The sequence below is a fragment of the Pedobacter sp. R-06 genome (genome assembly GCF_049913135.1).
Classification (GTDB): domain Bacteria; phylum Bacteroidota; class Bacteroidia; order Sphingobacteriales; family Sphingobacteriaceae; genus Pedobacter.
Genome location: NZ_CP183977.1, coordinates 4595126 through 4614554, shown reverse-complemented (window position 1 = coordinate 4614554; position 19429 = coordinate 4595126). Strand labels below are relative to the sequence as shown.

The 19429-nt window shown below is 37.8% G+C and carries 18 protein-coding genes; 9 read left to right on the top strand and 9 right to left on the bottom strand.

The genetic code is table 11. From position 1 onward, the window contains the following. Positions 1-131 precede the first annotated feature (131 nt). The 4 genes from ACN9MR_RS18435 (at position 132) to ACN9MR_RS18420 (ending at position 5623) form a co-directional block, all read left to right on the top strand. Entirely contained in the window at positions 132-1535 is a 1404-nt protein-coding gene (locus ACN9MR_RS18435) for a 3-keto-disaccharide hydrolase (RefSeq protein WP_426325858.1), read from the top strand. Positions 1536-1546: 11 nt separating this feature from the next. Then, positions 1547-3508 carry a hypothetical protein gene (locus ACN9MR_RS18430; RefSeq protein WP_426325856.1) on the top strand — a complete coding sequence of 654 codons (1962 nt, stop codon included), beginning with the start codon at positions 1547-1549 and terminating at the stop codon, positions 3506-3508. Positions 3509-4105: 597 nt separating this feature from the next. After that, complete coding sequence (rpiA, locus tag ACN9MR_RS18425) at positions 4106-4786, top strand: ribose-5-phosphate isomerase RpiA (RefSeq protein WP_426325854.1); 681 nt, start codon at positions 4106-4108, stop codon at positions 4784-4786. 447 nt (positions 4787-5233) lie between these two features. After that, positions 5234-5623, top strand: coding sequence for a LiaF transmembrane domain-containing protein (locus ACN9MR_RS18420; protein WP_426325852.1), 390 nt, complete (start codon positions 5234-5236; stop codon positions 5621-5623). A 530-nt stretch (positions 5624-6153) separates the two neighbouring features. On the opposite strand, the gene ACN9MR_RS18415 is transcribed toward ACN9MR_RS18420, so the two are convergent. Further along, complete coding sequence (locus ACN9MR_RS18415) at positions 6154-7140, bottom strand: GlxA family transcriptional regulator (protein ID WP_426330234.1); 987 nt, start codon at positions 7138-7140, stop codon at positions 6154-6156. A 143-nt stretch (positions 7141-7283) separates the two neighbouring features. Between ACN9MR_RS18415 and ACN9MR_RS18410 the strand changes: the two genes are divergently transcribed. From ACN9MR_RS18410 to ACN9MR_RS18390, 5 genes are all read left to right on the top strand, one after another. After that, positions 7284-7694, top strand: a complete 411-nt coding sequence (locus ACN9MR_RS18410) for a transcriptional regulator (protein ID WP_426325850.1) — start codon at positions 7284-7286, stop codon at positions 7692-7694. Between the two features lie 6 nt (positions 7695-7700). Continuing rightward, entirely contained in the window at positions 7701-8120 is a 420-nt protein-coding gene (locus ACN9MR_RS18405) for a VOC family protein (RefSeq protein WP_057932054.1), read from the top strand. After that, a complete protein-coding gene (locus ACN9MR_RS18400) occupies positions 8117-8494 on the top strand; it encodes a DoxX family protein (protein ID WP_426325847.1) in 378 nt (125 codons plus the stop codon). The genes ACN9MR_RS18405 and ACN9MR_RS18400 overlap by 4 nt, the downstream gene beginning before the upstream one ends. Positions 8495-8653: 159 nt before the next feature. Next, positions 8654-9973 carry an alpha/beta hydrolase gene (locus ACN9MR_RS18395; protein WP_426325845.1) on the top strand — a complete coding sequence of 440 codons (1320 nt, stop codon included), beginning with the start codon at positions 8654-8656 and terminating at the stop codon, positions 9971-9973. 160 nt (positions 9974-10133) lie between these two features. Further along, on the top strand, positions 10134-11102 hold the full coding sequence (locus tag ACN9MR_RS18390; RefSeq protein ID WP_426325843.1) for a YihY/virulence factor BrkB family protein: 969 nt from the start codon (positions 10134-10136) through the stop codon (positions 11100-11102). A 6-nt stretch (positions 11103-11108) separates the two neighbouring features. Here ACN9MR_RS18390 and ACN9MR_RS18385 read toward each other — a convergent pair whose 3' ends face one another. The 8 genes from ACN9MR_RS18385 to truB all read right to left on the bottom strand — a co-directional run bounded on the left by ACN9MR_RS18385 (position 11109) and on the right by truB (position 19321). Next, complete coding sequence (locus ACN9MR_RS18385) at positions 11109-11531, bottom strand: secondary thiamine-phosphate synthase enzyme YjbQ (RefSeq protein ID WP_426325841.1); 423 nt, start codon at positions 11529-11531, stop codon at positions 11109-11111. A 5-nt stretch (positions 11532-11536) separates the two neighbouring features. Then, positions 11537-11971, bottom strand: coding sequence for a PDDEXK nuclease domain-containing protein (locus ACN9MR_RS18380; RefSeq protein ID WP_426325839.1), 435 nt, complete (start codon positions 11969-11971; stop codon positions 11537-11539). An 11-nt stretch (positions 11972-11982) separates the two neighbouring features. Then, the gene (locus ACN9MR_RS18375; protein ID WP_426325837.1) at positions 11983-12621 is read right to left on the bottom strand and encodes a DUF1016 N-terminal domain-containing protein; all 639 of its coding nucleotides are present in this window, start codon (positions 12619-12621) and stop codon (positions 11983-11985) included. A 69-nt stretch (positions 12622-12690) separates the two neighbouring features. Further along, the gene (locus ACN9MR_RS18370) at positions 12691-13725 is read right to left on the bottom strand and encodes a DUF2157 domain-containing protein (RefSeq protein WP_426325835.1); all 1035 of its coding nucleotides are present in this window, start codon (positions 13723-13725) and stop codon (positions 12691-12693) included. A gap of 103 nt (positions 13726-13828) precedes the next feature. After that, the gene (locus tag ACN9MR_RS18365) at positions 13829-16042 is read right to left on the bottom strand and encodes a cation:proton antiporter (RefSeq protein ID WP_426325833.1); all 2214 of its coding nucleotides are present in this window, start codon (positions 16040-16042) and stop codon (positions 13829-13831) included. Between the two features lie 691 nt (positions 16043-16733). Continuing rightward, the gene (locus ACN9MR_RS18360; RefSeq protein ID WP_426325831.1) at positions 16734-17720 is read right to left on the bottom strand and encodes a bifunctional riboflavin kinase/FAD synthetase; all 987 of its coding nucleotides are present in this window, start codon (positions 17718-17720) and stop codon (positions 16734-16736) included. Between the two features lie 12 nt (positions 17721-17732). Further along, positions 17733-18593: a YitT family protein gene (locus ACN9MR_RS18355; RefSeq protein ID WP_426325829.1), complete on the bottom strand. Its 861-nt coding sequence runs from the start codon at positions 18591-18593 to the stop codon at positions 17733-17735. Beyond that, positions 18590-19321, bottom strand: coding sequence for a tRNA pseudouridine(55) synthase TruB (truB, locus tag ACN9MR_RS18350; protein ID WP_426325828.1), 732 nt, complete (start codon positions 19319-19321; stop codon positions 18590-18592). The genes ACN9MR_RS18355 and truB overlap by 4 nt, the downstream gene beginning before the upstream one ends. Between the last annotated feature and the right edge of the window lie 108 nt (positions 19322-19429).

The window sequence follows — 19429 nt, the reverse complement described above, 5'->3', positions numbered from 1 at the left end:
TTGTCATCTTGTCCAAAGGACTCCTACGGAGAGCCTGTAGAAGGACGGATTAAGTTTACAATTATGATACAGCCTCATTTTTTAGGAAAATCTTTAGTCCTAAATTAAGCTAAAACTAACAAACCAAGTATATGAACATTTCAAAGACGGGTTTTACAGCCATTTTCTGGCTTTGCGGAACCCTGTTGGCATTTGGCCAGCGTATTGATCTCAAAGATCTTTCAGCCTTTAAAAACCCTTCAAATTCATGGTCACTCGCCCAAAATGTGGTGGCCGACCTAAACGCCGAAAATGTTTTAAAAACAACCAAAGGTGATGGGATATTGATTAATCAATCTACAGCAAAAAAAGCAGGTTCTGATTTATATACCGTAAACGAATATGGCGACGTAGCTGTAGAATTAGATTATTTAACTGCAAAAGGAACAAATTCTGGTATTTATCTTCAAGGTAATTACGAAATCCAGATAGACGATGCATGGGGCCTTAAAAACCCAAGTTCATCAAATAATGGTGGTATTTACCAACGTTGGGACGATAGTAAACCCGAAGCTGAAAAAGGGTTTGGAGGTGTTGCTCCCCGTCAAAATGCAAGTAAAGCACCAGGTTTATGGCAGCATATTAAAATTATCTTCCAGGCACCAAAATTTGATGCATCAGGAAAGAAAACGCAAAATGCTAAAATCATCAGTGTAGAACTAAATGGTGTACTGATTCACGAAAATGTTGAGTTATTTGGAGCAACTAGAGGAGCTGCAGGACCTGAGAAAGCAAAAGGACCTTTACGCTTGCAGGGCGATCACGGTTCAGTAGCGTTCAGAAATATCCAGATTAACGAACTATCAGAAATTCCAAAACCCAGCCAAAACGGTGGGGCAGATCCAATTTACATTGAAGCCGCAAGCAACAACATGATCAGAAGTTTTGTTGATGTTGCACCAAGAGTACGTTCGGTACATGCTATTTCGGTAGGCGGACCCGAAAAAGTTGCTTATAGCTACGACTTAGATAATGGTACATTATTACAGGGATGGCATGGCGATTTTATCGACGCTACACCAATGTGGGATGGCCGTGGAAACGGTACCTCGCGTGCTTTGGGCAGTGTTACGCGTTTCACTAAAATGCCAATTTTGGCCATTGCAAAATTAGCGAACGATCAAGCTAAATGGATTGCTGATACTGCTGGTACTGGTTTTAGAACTAAAGGTTATGTAATGGATAAACAAGACCGTCCGGAGTTTAAGTACATCATTAATGGAACAAATGTTACCGATGCTGTTAAGGTGATGGAAAATGGACAAGGTTTAACGAGAGAGATTGCTGTTGATAAACCATCAAAAGATCTATATTTCCTATTGGCAACCGCTTCTAATATCGAAGAAGTAGCCAAAGGTTTATACCTGATTGATGATAAATCTTACTATATCCAACTTGCTGAAGGAGCTGCTAAACCAGTAATCAGGGAAGTGGATGGCAGGAAAGAAGTTATCGTAGCTATTGGAACTAAGTTAAATTATACCATTTTGTTTTAATTGGAATAACAATGAGAAATACATTTAAAAAATTAGCAATACTGGCATTAAGTTTTAGCTTAACTACAGTTTTTGCACAGGAAACACCGAAAGAAGAAGATTTTTTCAGGATAAATAAAGTACGCGTACCCGAAGGACCTATTTTAGAAGTTGGTGGTCTGATTACTTTGCCAAATGGTGATTTGGGCATTTCTACCCGTAGGGGAGAAGTGTACATTGTTGAAAACCCTACAAGTGCCAAGCCTTACTGGCGCAGATTTGCTTATGGTTTGCACGAAATTTTGGGCATTGCCTATAAAAATGGTGCATTATATGTGGCACAGCGCGGCGAGTTGACCAAATTGGTTGATAAAGACCAGGATGGCAAAGCCGATGTATACGAAACCATTTATGCATGGCCTTTAAGCGGTCATTACCACGAATATAGTTTTGGACCGAAGTTAATGCCCGATGGTACTTTTATGGTTACCGGAAACGTGGCCTTTGGCGATGAAGAATGGTGGAGAGCAGAAAGCCGTGTGCCGATGCGTGGTTGGGCCATGAACATTACCGAAGATGGTAAAATGAGTCCTTATGCTGCGGGTTTCCGTTCGCCAGCAGGTATTGGTAGTATTGATGGACAGTTTTATTATACCGAAAATCAGGGCGACTGGGTAGGTTCAGGTGGTTTATGGAAAGTAAATAAAGGCGATTTTATGGGGCATCCGGCCAGTTTAAGGTGGACCAACCTACCTAACTCTCCGGTTAAACTGCAGTCTGATTTCTTTTACTCGCAAATAGACGAACGCAGAACCAAAAACGAACAAGGAAGATACATTAAACCAGAGAATAGGGTAAACGAAACATTCAAAACCTTATTCGAAATGAAGAAAGTATTCCCTGAATTACGTTTGCCATCAGTTTGGCTGCCTTATGGTATTTTGGGGATCTCTTCTGCAGAACCTGTTAAAGTTCCTGCAAACACGTTTGGCCCGTTCGCTGGTCAGATTTTAGTTGGCGATCAGGGAATGAGTATTATTTCGAGGATTTTTATGGAGACGGTGAAAGGTGAGGAACAAGGTGCTGCTTTCCTTTTCCGTAAAGGTTTCCGTTCAGGAGTATTAAGGTTAGAATGGGGAACTGATGGGTCATTGTTTGTTGGAGAAACCAACCGTGGTTGGGGATCGGCAGGTGATGCCAACGAAGGTTTAGAAAGATTGGTGTACAACAATAAAACCCCATTTGAAATGAAAGCCGTTAGGGCAATGCCTGATGGTTTTGAAGTTGAATTTACCATGCCTGTTGATCGTAAATCGGCTGAAGATTTAGCTTCATATGATGCAGAGAGCTTTATTTACAAATATCACCCTGTATATGGTTCACCTCCCGTAAACACCGAGAAATTAAAAATCTCTGGGGTTAAAGTTTCGGCAGATGGATTAAAAGCCAGGATTATTGTACAAAACCTTCGTCAATATTATATCCATACCTTAACATTAGATGGTTTAAGATCGCAAGATGGTTTTTATTCTTTGGTTCATCCGGTAGCTTATTACACCTTGAACCAGATTCCTGATGGAAATAAACTTTCTACCAGTGAAGTAAGTACCAAAAACTCAGCGGCACCGGTTAATGTTCCTGCTAAGAAAACGGCAATGCCAAAAGGCACCACAGGAAAAGCACCTGAAGCAAAAGGAGCGTCCACTCCGGCTAAGCCTACAACTACGGCTAAAGCACCTACCTTTAAAGAAGTTGAAGGTTTATTAACTAAAAATACTTGCCTGGCCTGTCACAATCAAACCAAAAGACAAATTGGCCCGCCATTCGTAGAAATTGCAAAACGTAAGTATTCAGCAGAGAAAATATTTCAGTTGATCCACAACCCACAACCACAAAACTGGCCGGGTTATTCAACTGAAATGCCTCCAATGCCGCAAGTAACCAAAGCAGAAGCTTTAAAAATTGCAGGATGGATAAATTCTTTAAATAAATAAGTGAGTTTAAATGTTAGGAAACGGCTGGTAGAAATATCAGCCGTTTTTTTGTTGTAAAAGAAATGGGGATTCCACTATTGCAGAATCCCCATCATCTAAATTAACGCTCTCATATACATAAACGCTGTAAATAAGATTTATTGTATTGTGAATGAAATTTTTTCGCTTTGATTTGTATAGGGTAGTTACGTTGTTGCGGGTCGTCGTCATTTCGATCCGATAGCTATCGGATGAAGCGTAGCGAAATGGAGCAATCTGTTCGTTGGCTCATCATTTCGGATTCTACTCTTTCATCGTCCTCGTTTGAAACGAGGATGTAGGAGAGTGGCGATTTTATCGCCATAAAATAGGTTTTGGTCATTGTTTCCCACATTATAAATGTGATTTTCGTTAATCCTCGTTACAAACGAGGACTATATTGATCAGAATTGAAAAACTAAAAAAGAAATGGGGATTCCACTATTGCAGAATCCCCATCATCTAAATTAACGCTCTCATATACATAAACGCTATAAAAACGATTTATTGCATCAGCAGTAATTTTTTTTCGTTTTTGCGATGTTTATCATTTAAACCTATTTTTACTTTATGGCTATTATGGATAAAACGCAACAAGATGCAGAAAAACTAGCGGCAGCCCTGGCTGCAGTAAAATTTGTTAAAGATGGTGATGTAGTAGGCCTGGGTACTGGATCTACCACAACCTTTGCCATTAAAGAATTAGGTAAACGTGTAAAAGAAGGGCTTAAGATAAAAGCTGCTGCAAGTTCCATCCGAACAGAAGAACTCGCAAAATCTCTGGGCATCGAAATTCTTGATCTCGGGCGTTTGAGCAAAATTGATATCAGTATCGATGGGGCCGACGAATTTACAGAATCGCTCGATCTGATTAAAGGTGGTGGCGGGGCACTGTTTAGAGAGAAGATAATTGCCTCACTTAGTAAAAATGCCATCATCATTACCGATGCTTCTAAAAAAGTTAAAAAGCTGGGTGCTTTTACTGTCCCTGTTGAAGTAATACCATTGGCCTATCAATATGTATTCGATCAGATTAATGAACTCGGTGGAAAGGGTGTATTGAGGTCTGTAGATAACAAAACATTTATTACCGACAATGGTAACCTGATTATTGATGCCGATTTCGGTCTTATTGATGATCCTGAAAAACTATCTTCTGATCTCAATCAGATTAACGGATTATTAGCCCATGGCTTATTCATTAACATCACTTCAAAAGTAATTATGAGCGAAGGGACAGATATTATCATTTTCGAATAATAGTTGGTTCACTGGTTCATTAGCCATTGGTTTATTTGCCATTAGTTCATATCCCAATACCTCATTTCAAACTGAAGAGCTTGGTTGGATGGGCGGTGAGGAGCAATCTTTTAATGGTTCATTAGCCATGGTTTCATTTGTATCCCTCATTTTGTCATTGCTTGGGGAATGACGATGCATCCTAATAATTGAGGTTATTTCTCTTAATGGCCTTAATCTCTTAATGGTGAGCAATATTAACCTAAGGGAATTAAGTTCAATTCCGTGTTATTTGTGTTACCGTGGCAAAACTGACATTTTCACCGATAAATTATCCCTTCCTTAAATTCTCATAATTTTTTCACCGACAGTTTTATTTCACTCACCGATAAAAAATCACAGCTAAGGGAAAAGTCATTCTCCAGCATTGGTATTCATGATACATTTGAATCATAAAAACAAACAGTCATGGAAAATTTAATTAAAAAAAATCACGCCGATAAACAATTTGGTTTAGGTGTTTTAATCATAGCAATCGGTTCGGTGTTCTTGTTAAGAAACTCAGGTATAGATGTTCCACACTGGATATTGAAATGGCACACCATTATGTTAGGTATTGGTTTGTGGATGGGTTACCGTAAAAACTTCCAGGGCAGTAGCTGGTTAGCCTTAACAATAATAGGTGGTTTATTTACCCTTAAAGCGATAACCATTTTTGATTTCGACCTGTCAAGAATCAGTACAGCTTTAATATTAATCGGGTTAGGACTTTATGTAATTCTAAAACCTAAAAAAGTGCAAAACTTCGATCGGTATTTTGAAAAGAAACCAGTTGATTTTACTGATAAAGAAAGCTAAAATTCTTAACTCTATCATATATTTTAAAAAGGGACATTTTTTAACAATGCCCCTTTTTTATTTGAAACAAATGTGCCTAAAAATGCATGATAGATTATTTAGCTACTTAATCGTCATTTCGATCCGATAGCTATCGGATGAAGTGAAGCGGAACGGGGAAATCTGTTCAAAAGATCCTTCGACTACGTTACCATTGACGGACCCCAATAGAATGGTCGTCATTCCCGCGTAGGCGGGAATATTAAAGCGCAGGCTAATAGCGAGCGTTGTAAGATTGCTTCGTCGGCTGAAAAAGCCTTCACGCAATGAGGATTCCTCGCACCTTATTACCGGAAAAAGAATCTCCTGCCATTCGTACTGATTTTTATAAAATAAATTATCCCTCAGGATAACGAACAAAAAAGAAACGGGGATTCCACCCTTAGGCAGTATCCCCGTCATCTAAATTAACGCTCTCACATACATAAACGCTGTAAATAGAATATATTGTGTACAGCTTAATTTTTTTTTATTTTTTTCCGCAAATCTATTTATACCTGCAAAACAGGTACGGCTTTATGGTATTTGTTCCGGTACTCAATTGGTGTTAAACCCGTAATTTTTTTGAAAACATCCCTAAACGATTTTGTGTCTGTATAACCTACATCGAACATTACTTCAGTTATATTTTTTCTGCTCGATTCGAAACTCCGCTTGGCCGCCTCAATTTTAACCCTTTGAATGTACTCAATTACTGTATTTTTGGTTGCACTTTTAAATCTCCGCTCAAAACTTCTTCTACCTAATGCCAGCATATCGGCCAGTTGATCTACAGTAATCCGTTCCTGGTAATTGCCATCAATAAATTCCTGTGCCTTTTTAATTTTTGCATCTTCATGCCCTTTCTGCCCTTGAAACATCATAAAAGCCAGCTGACTCTCGCGATCGATATCAATAGCAAAATATTTTGCCGCTAAAATGGCGGTATCTCTATCCGTATATTTTTCAACCAGGTATAAAAGTAAGTTCCAGTAAGAGTTTGCACCACCGCTAGAGTATAAACCCTGCGCATCGGTAATAATACTACCATCTACCAACTCTACTTCAGGGAACATTTCTCTAAATTGGTTGGCAAACAGCCAATGCGTAGAACATTTCCGCCCATCTAACAAACCGGTTGCCGCCAGTAAAAAAGCACCCATACAGAGCGAAGCTACTTCTGCACCTTTAGCGTGTTGTTTTATAATCCACGGGAGTAGATCCTGGTTAGCTTCCATCGCATACCCTATATTGCCGCTAATGGCTGGTACAAATATAAGATCGGTATGCTCAACCTCATGCAGCAGTTTATCAACGTGCACAGAAAAAAGGCTGTTGTTCAATCTCACCTCTTTCGTCATCCCTACAAGCTCAACTTTAAAAAGCGGGGGTTTGCCCGATGCCTGTAAAAATTCGTTAACAGCGGTAAATAGATAGCGGGGATCTGCAATGGCTTCAATCACGGCAGTCTCTGGAATTAAGATAGATACATGTTTCATCATTCAAATATAACGAGGCTATTTGTCGGAAACAACCCCCGCAATTGTCGTTTCTACATATTTAGCTTGTTGATTTCTGCCCGTATGTTTGTGTTGTTAATCGTTTACTTTAAATCTTTAAAGCAGTAATGCCGATAATGACAATGGAAGCGTATATTTTAAATGAGGATATTAAAGTAATGTGCATTACTGCCGAATCTTTCCCAAGCGGAGTTTTAGCGGCGCACCAAAAACTTCATGCCCTGTTTCCCCTTGATAAGCAACGCAGGTATTTTGGAATAAGCAGACCCAACGAAAAGCGTGAGATTATTTATAAGGCTGCCGTTGAAGAAATAACAGATGGCGAAGCTGAGAAATTTGGTATTGAAACCTTTACCATAAGAAAAGGAACATTTATCAGTGAGTTGATCACAGATTTTATGAAGGATGTTAGCCAAATAGGAAAAACTTTCGAAAAACTGCTCAATCAACCCAACATCGATCCAAACGGCTATTGCCTTGAAATGTATATTAACGAAACAGATGTGCGCTTAATGGTAGGCATCGAAAAATAAAATCAATTGGCTAGTATAAATTCATATCTCACTTTTAACGGCAACTGCCGTGAAGCAATGACTTTTTATCAGGATTGTTTGGGAGGAGAACTGACCCTCGAAACCATTGGAGAATCGGTTATTGTTGATAAAATGCCCAATATTATGAAGCGGAGTATTATGCATGCTGTTTTGGCTAAAGATGATTTGGTGATTATGGCAACAGATATGGTAGAAGAACGCGGATTAATTAAGGGAAATTCGATTTCCATGATGCTGAACTGTAATTCGGAAGAAGAGGCTCAGTCTTTTTACCATAAACTTTCAGCAGGAGGGAAAGCGTCACATCCGTTACAGGAAACATTTTGGGGAGCACTTTTCGGAGATTTAACAGATCGCTTTGGAAATAACTGGTTAATTAATTACGATAAAAACAGATCAATATGAAGAAGTTAAAAACATGGTATTGGATTGCCACTATTATTTTTGCATTAATGATGGTTATGGATGGCGTTGGAGGAATTACTCAGCAGGAAGCAGGCAAAGAAGTACTTAAGCACCTTGGTTATCCGATGTACCTGCTCATTATCGTTGGCATTGCTAAACTGCTTGGGGCAGCATCCATCTTGCAAAATAAATTTACAACCATTAAAGAGTGGGCCTATGCAGGTTTTGCCATTAATTTTATTGGCGCCTTTGCCTCTAGGGCATTTGTTGGCGATGGTGTGTCGCTTTTAATTCCGCCACTGGTTGCACTGGTAATTATGTTTATCCCGTATATTTTATGGAAGAAACTGGCATCAAATGTTAAAATTAGTTAAAACTAAACGGCTAGTTTAGTTAGGGGCTTTTCAGAACCAAATATTGTTAACTTTGGGTATTGTAAACAACCAAACACAATACATGAAACCATCATGATTTTTAGATCCAAAAAAGGATGAATCATGAAACCTCATTACCATTAAAACAAAAACATACGGATGAAAAAGAGCCTTTTATTCATAATTGCTTTATTATTTACAACCACAGCATTTTCTCAAAATGTGATCCAGCTCTTCAATGGTGCAAACGACTTTTTTAAGCTATTGCAGGAAGAGAAATTTAAAGATGCCCACGCCTTCTTTGATGATACTTTAAAAACCAAATTAACAGAAGAGAGTTTAAAGAAACTTTGGGGAGATATTGGCGCAAAATATGGAAAAGCAGAATCGTTAGATGCTATTCAAAGTAAAGCCCAGGGCGAGTTTTTCGCTGTAACGGTAGAAGGTAAATTTGCTAACGGCGACCAGAACTTTATTTTAGGATTTAATAAACAACAGAAAATAGTCGGAATCTTCCTGGCACCATCCCGAAAGACGGCCTCTTATCTAAAACCGACTTATGTTGATACCAGTTTATACCAGGAAAAGTCGGTATACATTGGTCCGGCAGGAAAACAATTGGCGGCCATTATCACCACGCCAAAAAATGCTAAAAATTTTCCTGTAGTGGTTTTTGTACATGGCTCTGGTCCGGCCGATATGGATGAAACAGTTGGTGCGAATAAACCCTTTAAAGATTTAGCAGGAGGTTTAGCCTCCAAAGGCATTGCTTCTGTCCGTTATGTAAAACGGACCTTAATCTATCCGAACGAATTTAGCAAGGCTTTTACGGTAAAAGAAGAGGTATTAGATGATGCAACTGCAGCTATCGCACTTGCAAAAACCGTTGCTGGCGCCAATCCCAAAGCTGTTTATGTATTCGGCCATAGCTTAGGCGGGATGCTGGCACCTAAAATGGCTACCATTACACCTGATTTAGCCGGGATTATTTTGGCAGCAACACCTGCAAGAAAACTAACCGATATTATTGTTGATCAGAATAAGTATATGTTCGATCAGGCAAACGATACAACAGCTGCCTTTAAAAAACAACTGGCAGATGCTTACGTGGAAATTGATAAAAGTAGAATTTCACAGTTGGGAACTACCATAAAGCCTGATTCTTTAATTTTAGGACTGCCTGCAAAATATTGGGCAGATTTAAATAGCTACAATCAGGTTGCTGTAGCAAAAAGTCTTTCGAAACCTAAAATATATGTATTGCAGGGCGGTAATGATTTTCAGGTGGGCAAAGTAGATTTTGATTTATGGAATGCTGCCTTGAGTAAAAAGAAAAACGTGGTGCTTAAATTTTATCCAGACTTAAATCACCTGTTAAGTTCTCAAACCGAAAAGGGTACGATGGCCCAATATCAGGCTGCTGTAAGTGTGTCCGAAACTTTAGTTAACGATATTGCCTCATGGATTAAGGCCAAATAATACAAAATCATCTAATCGATAAAGAAAAAGCTCCGACAAAAAATCGGAGCTTTTTTTGTGCATTTGGTTTCTTTGCATTCTGTTTTCATTAACTAATGAACAAACAATTCAAAAAATAAGCGGTTTAAGTTTAGGGCATCTCATCTTAAATAGTTTGTTTATGGCAAAGAATAAAATCACTTTAAAAGGAATATGGGGCATTTTAAAAGCATCGTTTACAGGATTTAATGATCATAAAGTAACGAAGCTTAGCGGCTCATTAGCCTATTATACAGTATTTTCTATGGCGCCACTGCTCGTGGTTATTATTTCTTTGTGCGGTATATTTTTGGGGCGAGAAATAGCCGAAGGACAGGTTTATGCCCAGCTTGAAGGGTTTTTAGGTCGAGAATCAGCTGTTTCCTTACAACAGTTAATCAAGAATGCTTATTTAGATGGAAAAAGTACCATCGCTTTAATTATTGGGGTCATAACCCTATTAATTGGAGCAACTACCGTTTTTGGCGATATCCAGGATTCTATTAATACCATTTGGGGTCTAAAACCTAAACCTAAAAGAGGGTGGGTGAAATTATTACAAAACCGTTTCCTATCATTTTCTGTAATTATCAGCTTAGGCTTTGTACTGCTGGTTTCGTTAGCGGTTACATCTGTACTCGATGCCTTTAGTGACCGTTTACAGGCCCGCTTTGCCGAAATATCAGTTGTTGTATTTTACATCCTTAATCAAATTGTAACCTTAGCTGTTATCTCACTGATATTTGGCGTAATATTTAAGGTATTACCCGATGCAATTATAAAATGGCGTGATGTAATTGCTGGTGCAATAGTTACCGCTTTACTATTTATGATCGGTAAATTTGCCATTTCACTTTACATAGGGCAGAGCAATGTTGGTAGTACTTATGGCGCAACGGGCTCATTAGTGGTTGTGCTTTTATGGACTTATTATTCTTCTATCATCTTATATTTTGGAGCCGAATTTACCAAGGCTTATGCTGTTGCTTTTGGGTCTGAGATTTACCCTTCTCATTACGCGGTCACCACGAAAGAAATTGAGATAGAAACAGGGAGTAAATCCATTCAGGATAATCATCCCGAAATTAAAAAAAAGGTTAAGAAAGCTTAAAATTATTTATTCACCCCAAGCTGTAATAATTAATCTTCTTTGCCCGCCATGGTTGCGGTGTTCGCAAAGATAAATGCTCTGCCAGGTACCAAGTGCCAATCTGCCATTTCTAATCGGGATAGTCACAGAACTACCCAAAAGCGCAGACTTTAAATGCGCTGGCATATCATCCGATCCTTCATAGTCGTGCTCATAATCAGGATCGTTTTCCTTTACGGTTTTATTAAAGAACATTTCAAAATCAACACGAACCGTAGGATCTGCATTCTCGTTGATGGTAAGCGAAGCTGAAGTATGCTGTATAAAAACCTGACAGATACCAATGCTAATCTCTTCAATTTGAGTTAGGGCATCCTCAACCTCATCAGTAATGATATGAAAACCCCTTCTACGTTCTCTCAGTGCTAGGGCTTGCTGGTATATTTTCATTTGAATTAATTCTCAATGATTTTAATGAAATCCTTTTCGCTAGGTAAAACAGTTAAATATTTACTGGCGAAAATTTGTTCGTTATTTTCTGGAAGTGTATATCTTACTACAGATTCACTTTTGTCTTGACAAAGGATAATACCGATGGTTTTGTTTTCATCTTCAAGTTTTACTTCTCTGTCGAAATAGTTCACATACATCTGCATCTGACCAATATCTTGATGTTTTAGTTCTCCGATTTTTAAATCGATAAGTACAAAACACTTTAAAATACGGTTATAGAAGACTAAATCTATTTTGAAATGTTTTTCTTCCAAAGTTATTCTTTTTTGACGTGCTACAAAGGTAAAGCCATTGCCTAATTCTAATAAGAAATGTTCAAGTTTATCTATTAACCTTTGCTCTAAGTCATTTTCTGAATAAAAACTTTTTTCGGGCAAGCCTAAAAACTCTAATACATAAGGATCTTTATTAAGTCCTTACTTTTTTCAATAATCTGTCCCTTTTGTCCAAGTGATATTACCTCTTCTTTATTTTTACTTAGCGCTAAACGTGTATATAGTGCTGAATCGTATTGACGTTGTAGCTCCCGTAAGCTCCAATTATTTTTGATTGCTTCTATTTCGTAAAAATTACGTTCGTTTACATCGGTTATTCTCATTAACTTAAGGTAGTGAGACCATGTAAGTTTGAATTGCGCAGACAGTGTCTGCTGATTTATAGATTTACGAGATACAGTATCAGCAATTTCTTCATTTTTGAATTCGTAAGGGGCTGTCTGGTCTTTTCTCAATTCAGCAGACACTGTCTGCTGAATTGAATAGAGTAAATAAAAATTGCGTATTTGTCTCAAATTTGTTTCAGAAAAACCTTTGCCAAATTCTGCAACAAGTTTTTCCGAGAGTTCTTTTAAAACTCGTTTACCATATTCTGCTTTTTCTTTTCCTTGTTGTTCTTCTTCAACGATCATTCTGCCAATTTCGAAGTAAGCTGTAGCCATCGTATTATTAATGGTTTGGGCTACATTTTGCCTCGCTTGGTTAAGCAGTTCAATAACTTTAGTATATAAATTTTGCTTTTCAACTTGCATTTTTACAACGATGGAATATATTCAATCTTATGAAATTAAGCATTTTATCAAATGAATTAGTTTTTAAGATTACTTCAAAAACTCTACATTCCATATTTTCTCTGCTTTTCTGCCAATCAACCAAAAAGACGCAGCCAGCACCGCAAAAAACAAAGCTTTATGCCAACTGTCCCAGAAGTATTCGAAATAGCGTGTGTAGAGATTAATAAAGAGAAAAGTAATACCGAATTCGCGGGCAATATCATCACGGTATTTTAAACCAAATAACGTACTTGCCACACAAATGGCTCCTGAAATTAATGCCCAATAAAACAAGCTTAGCTGCCTAACCTTATACCATTCTTCCAAACTGGCAAAGTTGCCGAATACGGATAAAGCCCAAAGTGAAACAAACAGATAAACCATTCCTGCGATATAAGTAACCTGGAAGAAGTTTTGTGTTTTGGGGAAAGCTTTCATAATGAACGATGCTGCGGTTAATACCGCACCGAAAACCACAAAGCGCAAAGGATAATTCATGCCAAGGAAGTAATAATTCCAACGGCTTAAATAACCTGTTTCTGTGCCAAACCAGGCACCTAAAGATATCAAAGCAAAAATCCAGATCAAACGCGAATTGAAGATATAACCTAAAGCACCATAAATGAAAACGGATATCAGAATCAGAATAGAGAAATTGCCAGATCCATTGTCCAGCGCCTTCCCGAAATAAGCAATGGCATTCGCGGTAAGTAAAATGGCTGAAAAAACGATAGCTTCATTACTAAATTTTAAATGGGCCAGTTTCTTTTTTCGCTTAAAACCTAAGATATAAAGCCATGCTGCCAATCCGCCGGATACAATAGCAATTACAATGTTTGGTGTATTGTAAACCCGTTTTAGATAGTTTAAAATCGAATTATCAATTAATAAAGATCCAAGTGCAATAAAACCACAGGCTAAAGCTACCCAAAAAGCATATTGTGCTAAACGGAGCCAATCAAAATTTTTAGCCTCATAACTTTTACGGAGTTTATCGCCTGTTTCCTCATTAATTAAGCCGTCACTTTGCCATTGCTCGATCATATCATCAAGAAATTCACTCTTTTCTCTATCGACTTTCATAGGTTAGGTTATATACGAAGATAGGTTTTTTAGTCCTTAGTCAAAAGTCCTTAGTCAGGAGTCTAAATTGACTAAAGACTACCGACTAAAGACTCTGGACTGCTTATATAACCTCTTTAATTTTCTTATTGTTTCCCACAATCCAAATGATATCGCCAGTATCGAAAATGAAATCTGAAGATGGATTCAGTATCCGATCGGTACCTCTTTCTATGCCAACAATTAATGCCTGTGCCTTTTCGCGGATACCTGCATTTCTAATACTTAATCCATAAACCGGCGATTCGGCATGAACAACTACCTTTTGCAAGGTCATTTCTTTATTCGGGAAATTACTTTCTTCGGCTGTTTCTGGAGCATCAACTTCTAAAAGTGCTTTAACAGCAGCCAATTGGTCATCAGCACCAATTAATAGCAGTTTATCGTTTGGATAAAGCCGCTCATCTCTTCCTGGTGTTGGAATGTTATTTCTTCCACGCTCTATTAAGGCAATGTTAACGCCATATTTTTCCCTGATCATTAATTCGGTAAGTGTTTTTCCAACTACTTCCGATTCAGGAGAAACAGTGAGTTCAGTTAAGTGGGTATCCCAGGGTAAAATATTCGGTTTTTGGCTTTCACGGGCATTCAGGTTCAACATGAAACGTCTTTCCAGTTTATCATAAAATGACTGTAGTTTTCGGGAGAAGATGATCATACCGATGACAATTAAACCCAATGCAATTACAGCGGCAATCCAGGTATCAAAAAACTCATACATTAAAAAACCTACAAAGAAAATGCCTAAGGCAATTCTGAAAAATTCAATTGCGATTAACGGGCCCCGGGTATATTTTTTGTTCAGCCAAAGGTGGGAATAAGCTGTTCGCTGAATCCTTCGGATGGATAATGCCCATAAAAATGGCGACATTAAAATAAAGGAAACCACTACACTGATAATAATAGAAGTTAAACTATTGGAAATATTGCGCACAATAAAAGGCTGAACGTACCTGTAGGCTAAAAAGATGATCGCAATAATAATTACGGAGTGGATAATGGTATTAAAAATATAAGACCTCAATAAAACCTTCCAATCGCTTAATGTTGTAATTCCTTCAGTACTGGAGCTGTATCTTTCGATTCCATCTAACCATTTTTTAGGTAAAACACGGTTCAAATACTGATAAAAAGGTTCAGATAGCTTAATCAGGTATGGTGTGGTAAATGTAGTAATTGCTGCTGCTGCTACCGCAATTGGGTAAAGGAAATCGCTTGTTACTTTAAGGGTTAATCCTAACGAGGCAATTATGAATGAAAACTCACCAATCTGCGCCAAACTCATGCCCGATTGTACAGAAGTTTTTAACGGCTGACCAGATAATAACGCGCCTAAAATGGTAAATATAATTTTTCCTAAAATAATCACTAATGTAGCAACGATAATCGGTACAGCGTACTTAACCAGCATAGAAGGATCAATCAACATGCCAACCGAAACAAAAAATACCGCTGCGAATAAATCCTTTACTGATTTAGTTAAATGTTCGATTCTTTCTGCCTGTGTGGTTTCTGCTAAAATGGAACCCATAATAAATGCACCCAGAGCAGGAGAGAAGCCCACCTTATCGGCCAATAACACCATTACCAAACATAAGGCTAACGATACCACCAACATGGTTTCGTCATTCATTAATTTCTTGGTTGCTTTAAGAAATGAAGGAACCAGGAATATTCCGCCCAAAAACCAAAGTACCAGGAAAAAAGCCAGTTTTAAGATGGAATACAGCATTTCTGTACCTGCCGATTGCTGACTGACCGCCAGGGTAGAGAATAATACCAGTAACAAGATGGCTACCAGATCTTCAACAATTAAAACACCGAAAACCAGGCCTGCAAACTTTTTATGCTTTAAACCAAGTTCTTCGAAGGCCTTAATGGTAATCATTGTTGATGAGATGGACAAAATTCCCCCTAGAAATAAACTGTCCATGTCTTTCCAGCCCATCGCTTTACCAACTAAGTAGCCTGCCAGAATGATAAAAAGTACTTTCACAATCGCTGTGATGGAGGCAGAACCGCCAACTTTAACCAGTTTTTTAAAACTGAATTCTAAACCTAAGCTGAATAAAAGGAAAATTACGCCTATCTCGCCCCAAATATTGATGCTTTTTGTATCGGTAACTGAAGGAAAAAAATCTAAATGTGAGCCAACCAGCAAGCCAGCCAGTATATAACCTAAAACCAGGGGTTGTTTAATTCGTTTAAATATGAGGGTAGTTATCCCTGCAGCAGCAAGGATTAATCCTAAATCGGCAATTAAATCGGGTAAGTGCATCTATAAAAAATGGGTATTAATGATTAAATAATTTATTTCCAAGTATTATTACTCGGCATTTTATTGAAAGCCCCACATTTGTGGCTAAAAATGAAATTACTTACCAAAAAACATGTTTTGGGTAGAGCATCTTAAACAAACACCAATAATTATATTTTAATCTCTTGATAACAACTTTTGTATTGATGGTTTTGTTCTTGAAAAAAAGGAACAGCAAAAAAGTGATCAGTACAAACGCACTGGAAGATATTTTTATAATTGGACTGTTAATGAAATCTTTTTGCAGACTTTCACTGTCCTGATTGAAATCCGAATTGGATTTGATATTTTTTTTGCTTGAAATGAAACTTATTTTGGTGTTTTTTAATGGTACATCGTTTCTTTTTTCCTGCGATGCGAAAGCCGCAAAATTAATGGAGATAGAAAGAAAAAAGATGATGTAAAAAAGCCTCATTGCCGCTAATATAACGAAAATGAGGCTTTTTTGAAAGGAAAATTGGATTTAAATTGATCTGATCTTGCTGTTTTAACCTTAATTTCTAAATTGAACTATTATTCAATAATCTCGTCATGCTGAATTTATTCAGTATCTATTAGACCCTGAAATAAATTACCTACGGTGAGCTCACTAAGGATCGGTTCAGGGTGACGACCTCGTTTATTTACATTCTGTAATGGGAGTTAACATTTATTACCCATTAAAATAAGCTAAAGTAGCCTCCTTGTCTTTCTGTAATTGAACTGTTAAAGCTTCTAATCCGGTGAATTTCACATCATGACGCAGGAATTTCAAAAAGTTCATCTTAATATCCTGCCCATAAATTTCCTGGTTGAAATCGAAAATATTTACTTCAATATTTCTGGTCATTCCGTTAATGGTTGGACGCTGCCCAATGTAGGCCATACCCTTGTAAGGTTGGAGGTTTAAGGTTGAGGGTTTAGGGTGTAGGGCTTCGGACTCCGGACTTCTGACTTCGAACTCCATTTCTACAGTTACTGCGTAAATCCCATCGCCCGGAATCAGTTTATAAGTTTCTTCTACAAAGATATTGGCGGTAGGGAAACCAATTGTTCTGCCGATTTTGTCACCTTTAATTACCCTGCCAAAAATAGAAAATGGATAACCCAGATAATCATTGGCCAAACTTACATCGCCTGCCAACAGGGCCTGACGGATTTTAGTAGAACTTACTGCCACATCATGAATATCCTGCTCCATAATTTCCTCCACACTAAAACCATAATGTAAACCTGCCGCTTTTAAGTCGCTTAAATTTCCTGAACGGTCTTTACCAAAGCGGTGGTCGTAACCTATGATAATGTGTTTGGTGCCAATGTTATTCACCAATGTGTTTTTTATATAATCTTCAGGCAGCTGATTAGAGAAATCTCTGGTAAATGGTGTGATGATTAAATGATCTACACCTAAACCTTTTAAAATTTCGGCTTTTTCATTAATGGTATTAATCATTTTTAGCTCCTGGTTTTCAGGATCGATAATCATTCTCGGGTGCGGAAAAAAAGTTAATATTACGCTTTCTCCGTTATCGGCTTTTGCTTTTTGTACCAGTTGTTTAATAATTTTTTGATGTCCGAAATGCACACCGTCAAAAGTGCCAATGGTTACTATGGCGTTATCTAATTTTTTAAAATCCGAAAGGTTATTGTATATCTTCAATGGAATGGAAAATTAATGTAAGGCATGGCGTTTTACTACCCCGCCCTTTAAATCGGCAATTTGTTGTTGTATTACAAAGGCATCCGAATCAATCTGTCGTATAGCGGTTTGTAATTTGCTCATTTCTAGTTTGGTAACTACGGTGAAAATAATATCGATATCTTTCTTTTCTCCGTAACCACCTTCGCCTTTATAAATGGTTACACCTCGTTTCATTTCGTTAATGATGAATCCCTTTATGGCTTCCTGATGTTCTGAAATAATGGTAACACCGGTGTATTGTTCTATGCCGTTTACAATAAAATCGATCGTGCTTGATGCCGATAAATATGTTAGAATGGCATATAGCGCAGTTTCGATATTTAAGAAATAAGCTGCGAAGGCGAAAATAATGATATTTAAAATCAGGATGATATTTCCAACGGTTAAAATGCTGTTTTTACTGATGTAAAGCGCTAAAACCTCAGTTCCGTCTATTACACAGCCACCACGCATGGCCAACCCAATTCCACCGCCTAAAAATAATCCGCCGAAGAATGCAATGAGCAATTTATCGTGGGTAATGGGTTGAAAGGGAAGAAAAATTAAGGCTAACGAGAGTGCAGCAATGGCAATAGCAGTTTTAAGGGCAAAGCCTTTACCAATCTGTCTATAACCTAAAATTACAAAGGGAATGTTGATGATTACAATAAGGTATGATAAATTCCATCCTGTCAAGGTGCTTAGCAAAAGGGAAATACCCGTAACACCGCCATCAATAAAATGGCTGGGCATTAAAAAGCTTTTTAAGCCAAAACATGCCGAAGTTACACCTGCAATAATTAAAAGAATTTCTTTTATAAACCTGATGTTCTTGTTTTTGATGCGGTTCATGCCTCTGCTTCAGTTTTAGCTTCTTCTTTCTTGCTACGAATATAATTAACAAGTTCTAATACCTCAAACGCATCTTTAAGCAAAAAGTTTCCACTACGGGTACGGGTAAGTTTAGATAGATAAGCCCCGCTGTTTAAAGTTTTGCCAAAATCGGATATTAATGAACGGATGTAAGTGCCTTTACTGCATACAATCCTAAAATCGATTTCCGGTAGTTCGATCCGTGTGATTTCAAATTCTGGAACACTTACAAAACGTTTACGTAATTCAACCTCTTCACCCAATCTTGCTTTTACGTATAAACGTTCGCCATTTACCTTTACAGCAGAGTGTGCAGGCGGATATTGCGCTATATCGCCAATAAAAGGTTTGCAGGCTGCGTATATATCTTCTTCGGTAATGTTACTGATATCGAAGGTTTGATCTACCTCAGTCTCCATATCGAATGATGGGGTAGTAGCACCTAAAATCATGGTGCCTGTATATTCTTTCTCTTCAGCCTGAAAAGTGTCTATCTGCTTAGTTAATTTGCCTGTACAGATGATTAGCAAGCCTGTAGCAAGGGGATCTAAAGTGCCGGCATGACCAACCTTTAGTTTTAGCGGTTTTAAAGAATTACGGATTTTGCCCACCACATCAAATGAAGTCCATTTGTATGGTTTATTAATTAAGAGCAATTCGCCTTCAGCAAAATTGAAGTCTTTAAATTTTGAATTTTCGGTACTCACAAATCTTTTTTGCGCAAAGATACGGATTCAATGTCGGTTGCTTAAGTTTTTTTTAACCACAGATACAAAGTATAAGGTTGTGTCATAATTATAGATTTGTCATTCGGA